The 11,944-nt window shown below is 61.9% G+C and carries 11 protein-coding genes; 4 read left to right on the top strand and 7 right to left on the bottom strand.

From position 1 onward, the window contains the following. Positions 1 to 219: 219 nt before the first annotated feature. The 3 genes from AMK00_RS19125 to AMK00_RS19115 all read right to left on the bottom strand — a co-directional run bounded on the left by AMK00_RS19125 (position 220) and on the right by AMK00_RS19115 (position 3,434). Complete coding sequence (locus AMK00_RS19125; protein ID WP_064811416.1) at positions 220 to 1,131, bottom strand: SMP-30/gluconolactonase/LRE family protein; 912 nt, start codon at positions 1,129 to 1,131, stop codon at positions 220 to 222. Between the two features lie 93 nt (positions 1,132 to 1,224). After that, a complete protein-coding gene (locus AMK00_RS19120) occupies positions 1,225 to 2,046 on the bottom strand; it encodes an SDR family oxidoreductase (protein WP_064805145.1) in 822 nt (273 codons plus the stop codon). A 203-nt stretch (positions 2,047 to 2,249) separates the two neighbouring features. Continuing rightward, positions 2,250 to 3,434, bottom strand: coding sequence for a phytanoyl-CoA dioxygenase family protein (locus AMK00_RS19115; protein ID WP_064811415.1), 1,185 nt, complete (start codon positions 3,432 to 3,434; stop codon positions 2,250 to 2,252). A gap of 96 nt (positions 3,435 to 3,530) precedes the next feature. Here AMK00_RS19115 and AMK00_RS19110 point away from each other — a divergent pair, with 96 nt between their 5' ends. Together AMK00_RS19110 and AMK00_RS19105 are read left to right on the top strand one after the other, a co-directional pair. Next, positions 3,531 to 4,556: a LacI family DNA-binding transcriptional regulator gene (locus AMK00_RS19110; protein WP_064811414.1), complete on the top strand. Its 1,026-nt coding sequence runs from the start codon at positions 3,531 to 3,533 to the stop codon at positions 4,554 to 4,556. A gap of 64 nt (positions 4,557 to 4,620) precedes the next feature. Beyond that, a complete protein-coding gene (locus AMK00_RS19105; RefSeq protein ID WP_064811413.1) occupies positions 4,621 to 5,838 on the top strand; it encodes an adenylate/guanylate cyclase domain-containing protein in 1,218 nt (405 codons plus the stop codon). 21 nt (positions 5,839 to 5,859) lie between these two features. On the opposite strand, the gene AMK00_RS19100 is transcribed toward AMK00_RS19105, so the two are convergent. From AMK00_RS19100 to AMK00_RS19085, 4 genes are all read right to left on the bottom strand, one after another. Further along, entirely contained in the window at positions 5,860 to 6,639 is a 780-nt protein-coding gene (locus tag AMK00_RS19100; protein WP_064811412.1) for an SDR family oxidoreductase, read from the bottom strand. A 74-nt stretch (positions 6,640 to 6,713) separates the two neighbouring features. Beyond that, the gene (locus AMK00_RS19095) at positions 6,714 to 7,109 is read right to left on the bottom strand and encodes a DoxX family protein (RefSeq protein WP_064805136.1); all 396 of its coding nucleotides are present in this window, start codon (positions 7,107 to 7,109) and stop codon (positions 6,714 to 6,716) included. A gap of 95 nt (positions 7,110 to 7,204) precedes the next feature. After that, on the bottom strand, positions 7,205 to 8,353 hold the full coding sequence (gene dgoD, locus AMK00_RS19090) for a galactonate dehydratase (protein ID WP_064811411.1): 1,149 nt from the start codon (positions 8,351 to 8,353) through the stop codon (positions 7,205 to 7,207). Positions 8,354 to 8,417: 64 nt separating this feature from the next. Continuing rightward, positions 8,418 to 9,146, bottom strand: a complete 729-nt coding sequence (locus tag AMK00_RS19085) for a FadR/GntR family transcriptional regulator (RefSeq protein ID WP_123876225.1) — start codon at positions 9,144 to 9,146, stop codon at positions 8,418 to 8,420. 235 nt (positions 9,147 to 9,381) lie between these two features. Here AMK00_RS19085 and AMK00_RS19080 point away from each other — a divergent pair, with 235 nt between their 5' ends. Further along, complete coding sequence (locus tag AMK00_RS19080) at positions 9,382 to 10,365, top strand: arabinose ABC transporter substrate-binding protein (protein ID WP_064811410.1); 984 nt, start codon at positions 9,382 to 9,384, stop codon at positions 10,363 to 10,365. Between the two features lie 71 nt (positions 10,366 to 10,436). Then, positions 10,437 to 11,942 carry an L-arabinose ABC transporter ATP-binding protein AraG gene (gene araG, locus AMK00_RS19075; RefSeq protein WP_064811409.1) on the top strand — a complete coding sequence of 502 codons (1,506 nt, stop codon included), beginning with the start codon at positions 10,437 to 10,439 and terminating at the stop codon, positions 11,940 to 11,942. Positions 11,943 to 11,944: the final 2 nt, after the last annotated feature.

Below are 11,944 nucleotides of genomic sequence, written 5' to 3'. Positions count from 1 at the left end.
GAAATCGGATCATCGGGTACTCCTCCTTGATGCAATGAGGTGCGAGCGCTCCAGCGCGTCACATCAAATCTGATTCATGCGATGCGCTTTAGCTTTTTTCGGGCAGGTCGTCATCCGGAACCGCTGCCGCCCCTTGCAGATGACGCGCCGTGCAACACCGTCCTGTCCGGCGATGGCGATATCGTCTGTCGAGCGCACGGCGCGCTGTTCTTCCGAAGGTTACGGATATTGTGCGCCGTTCGTCTTGGTATAGATCGAATAGACCGAACGGGTCGCGGTGATGAAGAGCCGGTTCTTCTTCGGGCCGCCGAAGGTGAGATTGGACACTGTCTGCGGCACTTTGATCTTGCCGAGCAACGTGCCGTCGGGTGAGAAGCAATGCACACCATCACCCGCGCTCGTCCAGAGATTGCCGCTGACATCGAAACGAAAGCCGTCGGGATGGCCGGCATCGAGGCTGCAGAAATAACGGCTGTTGGCAAGCTTTCTACCGTCGACGACATCGAAAACTCTGACATGGCAAGGCACTTCGTGTTTGCCCGAACCGGAATCGGCAATGTAGAGTTTCGTTTCATCGGGTGAGAAGGCAAGGCCGTTCGGCTGGATGAAATCCTCGACGACGGCGTCGATTGCGCCGCTTGCGGGGTCGATCCGGTAGACGTTGCGCGTCGGCTGCTCGGGCTCGGCCTTATGGCCCTCATAGTCCGAGAGGATGCCGTAGGTCGGGTCAGTGAACCAGATCCCGCCGTCCGAATGGACGACAACGTCGTTCGGCGGGTTCAGCCTTTTGCCGTGGTAGCTTTCGGCGAGAACGGTGATGCTGCCGTCGAGTTCGGTGCGGGTGACGCGGCGGCCGCCATGTTCGCAGGAGACCAGCCGGCCCTGCCTGTCGCGCGTATTGCCGTTGACATAATTTGACGGCGAGCGGAAGACGGAGACTGTCCCATCCGGTGTCCAGCGCATCATGCGTTCGTTCGGGATATCGCTCCAGAGAAGGCAGTTCAAGTCGGAAAACCAGACCGGGCCCTCTGTCCAGCGGCAGCCGGAATAAAGCTCATCGAGGGCGGCGGTGCCGACAACCAGAGCGGCGAAACGTTCATCGCGGATCTCATAAAGCGGATTGTCAGCCACGCCAGTTCCTCCCTGAATGCTGTCGACCTTCTCCTAACGATAAATCCTCCCAGGTACCAGAGCCCGGCAACGGGAAATGTAAGCTCGGCTTTCTCAGAGAGCGGCGACCGGATGCGGCGAGCCGTCGTAAGCTCCCCAGATCGATTGGTCGAAGCAGATGACGGAGCCGGTCATCAGGCCGGATTCCGCCGATGACAGGTAGGCGCAGGCGCGCGCCACCTCGTGCGGATCGACGAGCCGGCCGAAGGGCTGGTTCGCCGCCGCCTTCTCCAGCCAGTCGGCAGGTGCATCGTGATATTCGCGCTGGATGCGATCCTCGCCTTCGGAGGCCATCCAGCCGATGTTCAGGCCGTTGACGCGGATGCGGTTGCGCAGCAGCGCATAGGCGGTGTTCTTTGTCAGGGTTTCCAGCGCCCCCTTGGAAGCGCAGTAGGCGGCGATGAATGGCTGGCCGGCTTTGGCCGACATCGAGCCGATGTTGACGATCGTTCCCTCAATCTTTTCGCGGCGCATGACCTTCACCGTTTCCTGCATCAGGAAAAACGGTGCGCGCACATTGATGGCGAACATGGCGTCGAAGAGTTCGGGGCTGGTGTCGAGGATCGTGCCTCGATCGGTAATGGCGGCGGCATTGACCAGGGCGTCGACACGACCAAAGGTCTGGTCGCAGACGTGCACGACGTGGCTCGCATCCTCGACTTTGGCGAGGTCAGCCTTGACGTAGACGACCTTCACGCCGGTCGCAGCCGAAATCTCTGCCGCCTTCGCCTTGCCCTTGGCTTCGTTGCGGCCGCAGATGACGATGCCTTCCGCGCCGCGTTCGGCGAAGAGACGGGCGATGGTTGCGCCCAATCCTTGCGTGCCGCCGGTGACGATGGCGATCTTGCCGTCGAGGCGTCCGTGATCTTTGCTCATGTGGTTGCTCCTTGGTGATGATGTGCGAATGGCCTCCGGCGCGTGCGGGAGGCTCGTATGTCGGTGCCGTGTGGCCCCTCATCCGCCTGCCGGCACCTTCTCCCCGGTGGGGAGAAGAGACAGGTGGCGGCGCCTCGATTCTCCCTTCTCCCCTCGGGGAGAAGGTGCCCGTAGGGCGGATGAGGGGGCTCCGATTTCCAAAGTCAACTCAATTTCCTTTGCGCCTGCTCGGCAAGCGCTGCCTTAAAAGTCTCGTCGCTCCAGCCCTCCCTGAGTGCCTCGTGCATCAGTTGTGCCTGCGTTTTCGGCGCCAGTCCGCCGAGCGGCGGGTCGCGGTCGAGATTGGTGGGGAAGGAATAACCTTCGGCGCAGGCGGCGACGGCGTTGGCGATTTCGTCGGGCGAGAGCCGGTCTTGCAACGCCTTCAGGGCGGGAAAGAGGCTGGCGCTCATTCTCTCTCGGTTGACGGTCTCCATGGCTCGTCCGAAGGCGGAGGAGACCTGCAGGAGGTTGGCGACACGCTTGATGTCGGCCGAGCGGTTGGTCCCGGCGGCGTGGAAGAGGGCGGGATTGAAGAAGACGACGTCGCCCTTTTCGAGCGGCAGTTGGACGTGGTTGGCCTCGAAATAATCCCGGAACTCCTGGCGCTTGAGCGAGAGATAACCCGGTACATAGGTCTGGCTGTGCGGCAGGAAGAGTGTAGGACCGCTTTCGAGCGGCATCTCGCAATGGGCGATCGCGCCCTGCAGCGTCAGAACCGGAGAGAGACGGTGCACATGTGCCGGAAATTGCTCGATGACCGCAGACGACTGGAAGCCGAGATGGTAGTCGCGATGGGCCGACTGCGCCGCACCGCCCGGATTGACGCAGTTGACCTGCGCCGTGATCTGGTAGCTCGGTCCGAGCCAGGCCTCGCTTGCCAGCGCGATAATGGCGTTGCCGTAATATTCGGCGAAATTTTCCGGATCGGCGAGGCAGTGTTTTTCCAGCGAATTCCAGATGCGGTCGTTGGCGCCGGGCTTGGCGAAGTGATCGCCGCCGCCCGTCGAGGTGCGGTGCTGTTCCTCGATGATGGCCTCGAAAATCGCGCTGGCGCGGTCGATGATGCCGGTGTCTTGGTAAGCATGTTTGAAAACGACGACGCCCGGGCCTTCGCCGAAGGCTTCGCAGATTTCGGCCAGCACGAGGCGTTTGCCTTCGCCGGCTGCCGCCGCCGTTACCTTGCGGCTGTCGTAGATCAGCACGTTCTTCTCGACTGCGGAAGCTGTCGGGTAATCGGCAAGGGCGGTCGTCTTTTGCGCAAGGCGGCGAAAATCGTCGAGGTCGCAGGCGTCTTCGCTGAGCCAGACACGGTCGGCGCGCAGCTTCTGCGGATTGTCGGTCTTCATATTGGGCTCCTCCCGTTTTCCAATGGCGGCACTATACGCCGGGCTGCAGGATGATATAGATCAGGAATCCATCAAAAAACCATCAGACGGATTTCCATGGCCCATCCCTTTCTCGTCAAGGACATCGCCTTCCAGGCGGGACTGAGCACTGCCACGGTCGACCGGGTGCTGAACGGCAGACCGGGTGTGCGCCAGCAGACGCAGTTGCGGGTGAACGCGGCGATCGCGGAGCTGGAGAAGCAGCAGACGGGGGCGACGAGCGGCGGGCGCATATTGGCGATTGATATCGTTATGGAGACGCCTCAGCGTTTCAGCGATGCGGTGCGCATCGCCTTCGAGTCGGAGATGGCGACCTTCCTGCCTGGCGTCTTCCGCTGCCGCTTCCACTTCGCCGAAGTGATGAAGCCGGCCGAGCTGGCGCAGCTTCTCGATCGCATCCGGCTACGCGGCACTGATGGCATCGTGCTCAAGGCGCCTGATGTCGCCGAGGTCGCTGCCGCCGTCGCGCGGGCGGATGTGGCCGGCATTCCGGTGGTGACGCTGGTGACCGATCTGCCGAATTCGCTTCGCGTCGCCTATGCGGGCGCCGACAACCGGGCGGCGGGAGAGACCGCCGCCTATCTGATCGGCGAATTCCTCGGCCGTGACGGCGGCAAAGTACTGGTGACAGTGTCGAGCGGGCGGTTCCGCGGCGAGGAGGAGCGTGAAATCGGTTTTCGCCGCATCATCCGCGCCCATTATCCCGACATCGGCGTCACCGAAATCAGCGAGGGGCACGGCAGCGACAGGGCGACGGGAACACTTGCGGCGGCGGCGCTTGCGGCCGATCCCGCCATCAATGCCGTCTATTCGATCGGCGGCGGCAACCGAGCCGTGCTGGCGGCCTTCGAAGCGGCCGGACGTCCCGTCCGCGTCTTCGTCGCCCACGATCTCGATGCCGACAATCGGGCTTTGCTTGCGGCAGGCCGGATCGGCTTCGTGCTGCATCATGATCTCAGAACCGATGCCCGCTCGGCCTTCAGGGCGATCATGAGCCGGGCACAAGCACCCGGGCGGACCGTTCCCGCTTCGCTTTCTTCCATCGAAATCGTCACGCCCTATAATATGCCTACGGGCGGTTGAACCAATTGACTTCCTTCCACGCTGAGTTCGGGCTACAGCTTGGGCAGAAGCGAAGGTGAGCGGCATGGATTACAGCGACGTCAGCACGATTGCGGCCTGGGTTACGGAGCAGGGACTGAAGGGCGCTTCGGAAGCCGAGCTCATGACCGGTTTCTGCGCGGCCTGTCGGGATGCCGGCCTGCCGCTCGACCGCGGCATGGCGTTGATGGATACGCTGCACCCCGTGCATGAAGGCCGCGCCTTCCGCTGGGACAGCGTCGAGGAGATCGAAACCGAGTTCGAGTATGGCCCGACGGGCTCGGGCGAAGCGGCGGCGAGCTGGCAGCGCTCGGCCTTCTACCATCTTTGGTCGGGCAACGAGCGGGAGGTGCGCCGACGCATCGGGTTTGGCGATCCGATCGATTTCACCATGCTGGACAAGATCGCCGAAGCTGGAAACACGGATTTCGTGGCAATGATGCATCGTTTCAGCGAAGCCGGCACGATCGGTGAGATGGATTGCTTCTTTTCGCATTTCGCAACCAAACATCCCGAGGGCTTTTCCGATCACGATATCGCCATCCTGCGCAAGCTGGTGCCGGTCCTCGGACTGGCGATCAAGTGCATTGCGCTCGGGCGCATCGCCCGCACCATCGCGGAAGTCTATCTCGGCGAGGATGCGGCGCGGCAGGTAATGGAAGGCAAGATCAGCCGCGGTAAATCGGAACGGATCTCGGCCGCGCTGTGGTTTTCCGATCTGTTGAACTACACCAAGATTTCCGATCGCGTGCCGCCGGAGGAAATCATCCCGCTCCTCAACGATTACAGCGAGGTAGCCATCTCGGCGATCCATGAGGCCGGCGGCAATGTGCTGAAGCTGATTGGTGACGGTGTGCTCGCTATCTTCAAGGGCGAAGTGCCGGCCGAAACCTGCCGCGCGGCACTCGGGGCCGAATCGCTGCTGCGGGAAAAGCTCGCCAAACTGAATGCAGCGCGCGCTGCCGACGGCCGGGCGACGACCGACGTCTATATCGGCCTGCATATCGGCGATGTCTTCTACGGCAATATCGGCAGCCAGGACCGGCTGGACTTCACCGTCATCGGCCCCGCCGTCAACGAGGTCAGCCGGATCGCCTCCATGTGTCGTTCGGTCGACCTCAACCTGCTGATCTCCTCCGATTTCGCCGCAGCCATACCGGCGGAAGAGCGCGCCGCGCTTGCCTGCGTCGGACGTTATGCGTTGCGTGGGGTGCAGCGTGCGCAGGAACTCTATACGCTCGACAGCGCCCGGCTGAATGGCTGAATTCCGCCAAACCTTCGAGCATTACCGCAACAGGCCCTGGCCGCCGTCGATCCAGATCGGCGTACCGGTGATGTGCCGGGCGCGGTCGGAGGCAAGGAAGAGGATGGTTTCGGCAACATCCTCGCTTTTGCCTGCCTTCCCGCCGGCAATCGGGATATCGCCCTGCGGCCAGATGACCGGAACCTCCGTCTCCTCGCGACGGCGGCTATCGGTATTGGCATTGATATTGGTTTCGATCTCGCCGGGGCAGACGGCATTGACGCGGATGTCGTGGCGGCCGAGTTCCAGGGCAAGCTGCTGGACCATGGCGACTTGGCCGGCCTTGGTTGCGCTGTAGGCGGTGGCGCCCGGCGTCGTGAAGGTGCGGGTGCCGTTGATCGACGAGACGACCACGATCGAACCGCCGCGGCGCTTCAGATGCGGAACTGTCAGGTGCAGGGTCAGATAGGTGCCGCGCAGATTGACGGCGATGGTCCTGTCCCATTCATCCGGTTTCAGATCGTCGATCGGCGCCCAAACTCCGTTGATCCCCGCATTGGCAATGACAATGTCGAGGCCGCCGAAGGTGTCCGTCAGCTTCTTCACCGCGGTTCGCATTTGCGCTTCGTCGCTGGTATCGGCCGTCAGGGCGATCGACTGACCGCCGGCGGCGTTGATTTCGGCGCAAGTCTTTTCGATCTCGTCGGCGGTGCGGCTCAGTGCTGCAACCCTTGCTCCCTCGGCAGCGAGCCTTAACGCGGCCGCTTTGCCGATACCGGAACCGGCACCCGTCACCAATGCGATCTTTCCCTCAAGCTCCATGGCTGCCTCCTTGACCTTCTGCCGATAGGCAATGTTCGGCGCGGCCGTTGGTTCCGGAAGCAGCGGATGGCTGATTATCTCAGGAGCGTTTGCCGCAAAGCCCATCTCTCCGGCCCATGGACGGCGGCGAAGAGCAGGCCGGCGAGGAAGGTGAAGTGATCGACGAAGAAGCCGAATTCGGCCTGGTTCTGTTGCCAATGGGACGGTCCGTGGAAGGCGAAGGCAAGGAAGATCACGTAGATGCCTGCCAGCAGGCTCGCCTCGATGAAGAAGGCGCCCGATATGAAAGCAAGGGCCAAGGCGATCTCGAAAAAGGCTGCGACCCAGGTGAGGAAGGTCGCCATCGGGAATCCGGCGGCGGCAATGTAGCTCGCCGTGGCGCCGATATCGGCGAATTTGAAGCCGGCGGCCATGAAGAAGATGAAACTGAAGATGATGCGGGCGACGATGATTGCGATTGCTCTGGCCATGGGAACCTCCTCTTGAGCTTCCATTATGACGCAAGAGACGGCTTATATCCTACACTGCGAATGAAAAAGGGCCGCTTGCGCGACCCTTCGCCCTCTCACCACTCGGCAAAGCTGCCATCGGCATGCCGCCAGATCGGGTTGCGCCAGCGATGTCCCTCCTTGGCGCGCTCGATGACATAGGCCTCGTCGACCTCGATGCCGAGGCCCGGCCCCTGCGGGATCGAGACGAAACCGTCGGCATAGTGGAACACCTCCTTGTTGGAGATGTAGTCGAGGATGTCGTTGCCGGTGTTGTAATGGATGCCGAGGCTCTGTTCCTGGATGAAGGCATTGTAGCTGACGGCATCGACCTGCAGGCAGGCAGCGAGCGCAATCGGGCCGAGCGGGCAATGCGGTGCGAGCGCCACATCATAGGCTTCGGCCATGGCCGCGATCTTGCGGCATTCGGTGATGCCGCCGGCGTGAGAAAGATCCGGCTGAATGATGTCGACATAGCCGTCCGAAAGGACCTGCTTGAAATCCCAGCGCGAAAAGAGCCGTTCGCCGAGCGCGATCGGTGTCGAGGTATGGTTGACGATATCGCGCAACGCTTCCTTGTTCTCCGACAGCACCGGCTCCTCGATGAACATCAGCTTGTAGGGCTCGAGCTCCTTGGCGAGCACCTTGGCCATCGGCTTGTGCACGCGGCCGTGGAAATCGACGCCGATGCCGATATGCGGGCCGATCGCCTCACGGATGGCGGCGATGGTCTCGACTGCCCTTTCCACCTTCTCGTTGGTGTCGACGATCTGCATTTCCTCGCAGCCGTTGAGCTTGATCGCCTTGAAGCCGCGGGCGACTACGTCTCTGGCATTGTTGGCGACGTCGGAAGGACGGTCGCCGCCGATCCAGGAATAGACTTTGATGCGGTCGCGGAGCTGGCCGCCGAGCAGGGAATGGATCGGCTGACCGAGCGCCTTGCCCTTGATATCCCAGAGCGCCTGGTCGATGCCGGAGATCGCGCTCATATGGGCCGCGCCGCCGCGATAGAAGCCGCCGCGATACATCACCGTCCAGTGGTCCTCGATCAGGAAGGGGTTCTTGCCGATCAGGTAATCCGCAAGTTCGTGGACGGCGGCCTCGACGGTCAGCGCGCGGCCCTCGACGACCGGTTCGCCCCAGCCGACGATGCCTTCGTCGGTCTCGACCTTCAGGAACAGCCAGCGCGGCGGAACGATATAGGTGGTGAGTTTGGTGATCTTCATCTTAGGTCTTAATCTCTTCTCGGATTTGCGATGGGACAGCGCGTCCACGGCTTTTCGTGATTGATCATTTCGTCCTGCCGATCGCCTTCTCTGCGGCGGCAAGGTCGCGTACCGCAAGATCGAGCATACGATTAGCGCATTCCCTCGCGCCTGCCTTGTCGCGCATGCGCAAGGCCTCGACCAGCTCGCCGTGAACGAGCACCGCATCCTCCCGGTTTTCGACGGCGATGTTGGAGGCATGCAGTGCGTATTTCAGGGCAGCATGGATGGCGCTGGACAAACGCCGGAACACCTGGTTGTGGCTGGCGGTCAGCAGCACCGTATGAAACATCACGTCGGCGTCGGTGAAGCTTTCCGGATCGCCTGCGCTGTCGCGCATCTGCCGCCAGGCCTTATCGAGATCGGCGATCTCCTGGGCGCCGGCACGTTCGGCGGCATATTCGGCGGCTGCCGGTTCTATGGTGCGCCGGGCTTCGAGAATGCATCCCAAAAGATCGAAGTCTTTGATGTAAGGCCCCATCCAGTCGAGCACCTCGGCGTCCAGGATGTTCCATTCATCCCGGTCGCAAACGGTCGTCCCGACCCGCGGCTTGCCACGGACAAGCCCCTTGGATTCCAACACTTTCAGCGATTCGCGAATGACGGTGCGGCTGACTCCGTAGAGTTCGCAGAGGTCGTTCTCGCGCGGCAGCGGCGAGCCCGAGGGATAGCGGTCCGCGCAGATGTCCTGAGCGATGGCCGCCGTCACGTTGCGGCGTACGCGCGGGCGGCGTTCGCTGCCGGAGCTTTCCATTCGGCCTTGTTCCTCAGTCGATTCCAACTTCACCTCTCCGCGCTCTCTCCCAGGCAGCAACCGAACCTGATTAACCGAATTCGATCCAGTTTGCGACGGGTCCATCCGTCTCTCGCCACTATCCTATTATTCCAATCATCATACATTGGCAATTGACTGGTATGATGATTTAACATAATTCATTGGGCGCTGCCTGGGAGGCAGTTGCTCGATTTCAGAGTTTAGGGAGAGAGACATGCGCTTGTTCAAAGCAGCTATTCTGGCTGGCACTTTCGCCATTCTGACAGCCGGCTCGGCATTTTCCGCAGACGTCAAGATCGGTTTCATCGTCAAGCAGCCGGAAGAGCCCTGGTTCCAGGACGAATGGAAATTCGCCGACCAGGCCGCCAAGGAAAAAGGCTTCACCGTCGTCAAGATCGGCGCCGAAGATGGCGAGAAGGTCCAGTCGGCGATCGACAATCTCGGCGCGCAGAGCGCGCAGGGTTTCATCATCTGCACGCCCGACGTCAAACTCGGTCCCGGCATCGTCGCCAAGGCCGAAGCCAACCAGTTGAAGCTGATGACGGTCGACGATCGCCTCGTCAGTGCCGACGGCAAGCCGCTGGAAGACGTGCCGCACATGGGCATTTCGGCCACCAAGATCGGCGAGACCGTCGGACAGGCGGTCGTCGACGAAATCAAGAAGCGCGGCTGGGACATGAAGAACGTCGGCGCGATCCGGGTTTCCTACGATCAACTGCCGACCGCCGTCGATCGCGTCGAAGGTGCGATCTCGGTCCTGAAGTCTGCCGGGTTCCCGGCCGAGAACATCTATGATGCGCCGCAGGCGAAGACGGATACCGAGGCAGCACTCAACGCGGCGACCACCGTCCTCAACAAGCATGCCGACGTGAAATACTGGGTGGCTTTCGGCCTCAACGACGAAGCCGTTCTCGGCGCCGTCCGCGCTTCGGAATCGGTCGGTATTCCGGCTACCAACGTGATCGGCGTCGGCATCGGCGGCGCGGAATCGGCGATCAATGAGTTCAAGAAGCCGGTCGCGACGGGCTTCTTCGGCACCGTCATCATCTCGCCGAAGCGTCACGGTTATGAAACGGCGCTCAACATGTACGACTGGATCGCCAACGACAAGGAGCCTGAAAAGCTGACGCTGACCTCCGGTTCGCTGGCGCTGCGCGGCGATTACGAGAAGGTCCGCAAGGATCTTGGCATCGAGTGATCATGCTTCCAAAATGATCAACCTCCGGCGGCCGCTCCGCGTGCCGCTGGATCCTTGTCGGCGGAGCGGCGATGGCGTTTCTCGAATTCAAACATATCTCCAAGGGTTATCCCGGCGTGCAGGCGCTGTCGGACGTCTCCTTCGCGGTCGAGAAGGGCGCCGTCCACGGCCTGATGGGTGAGAACGGCGCGGGCAAATCGACGCTGATCCGCGTATTGTCAGGCGATCAGGCCGCCGATGCCGGCAACATTCTCATCGATGGCGAAGAACAGAATTATGCCTCGGTGCGCGACGCCTTCCATGCCGGCGTCATCGTCATCCATCAGGAACTGCAGCTCGTTCCGGAGCTGACGGTGGCCGAAAACCTATGGCTTGGCCGCTTCCCAGGGAAGGGCGGAGTGATTAATGCCAAAACATTGATCGAGACGGTGCGATCGAAACTCGAAGAGATCGGCATCGATGTCGATCCGTCGGCCAAGGTCGCCTCGCTTTCGATAGGGGCGCGGCAGATGGTCGAGATCGCCAAGGCGGTGATGCTCGAGGCGCGGGTGATCGCGCTCGACGAGCCGACCTCCTCGCTTTCCTCGCGCGAAAGCGAAATTCTGTTTTCGCTCATCGACAGGCTGAAGGCGAAGGGAACGGTCATTCTCTACGTCTCGCACCGCCTCGACGAGATTTTTCGGCTTTGCGACAGCCTGACCGTGCTGCGCGACGGCAGGCTTGCCGCCCATCATCCTCGGATCGCCGAAACGACGCGCGAGCAGATCATTGCCGAAATGGTCGGGCGCGAGATCAGCAATGTCTGGGGATGGCGTGAGCGCCCGCTCGGCGGCGTCAGGCTCGAGGTCAAGGGCCTGTCGGGGCCGCGGCTGCGTACGCCAATCAGTTTTTCCGTCCGCCAAGGCGAGATTCTCGGCTTCTTCGGCCTGATCGGCGCCGGCCGCAGCGAGATGGCGCGACTGCTTTACGGCGCCGACAACAGACATCGGGGCGAGGTTACGATCGACGGCATTGCGGTTTCGCCGAGCAATCCCAAAGCGGCTATCAGCGCCGGCATGGTGCTCTGCCCGGAGGACCGCAAGTTCGACGGCATCGTCCAGGGCCGATCGATCGAAGAGAATATCGCGATCTCGTCGCGCCGGCATTTTTCGCCCTTCGGCATATTGAACCCGAAGAAGGAGGCGGCGCTGGCCGATCAGTTCATTGCCCGGCTGCGGGTGCGCACCCCGTCGCGCAAGCAGGACATCATCAATCTCTCCGGCGGCAACCAGCAGAAAGTCATCCTTGGCCGCTGGCTCTCCGAGCAGGGCATCAAGGTTCTCGTGATCGACGAGCCGACGCGCGGCATCGACGTCGGGGCGAAGTCGGAAATCTATGAAATCCTTTATGAGCTGGCGGCCGGCGGCATGGCGATCGTGGTGATCTCAAGCGAGCTGCCCGAGGTCATGGGCATCTCCGATCGCATCATGGTGATGTGTCAGGGCAGGGTGGCAGCCAATGTCGCCCGCCCGGATTTCGACGAGCGCAGCATCCTGACGGCGGCACTCCCTGACAAGAACGCCGCGGGCATCATTTAAGA

It is taken from the genome of Rhizobium sp. N621, assembly GCF_001664325.1.
Classification (GTDB): Bacteria; Pseudomonadota; Alphaproteobacteria; order Rhizobiales; family Rhizobiaceae; genus Rhizobium; species Rhizobium esperanzae.
This window is presented reverse-complemented; position numbering and strand designations above follow the sequence as displayed.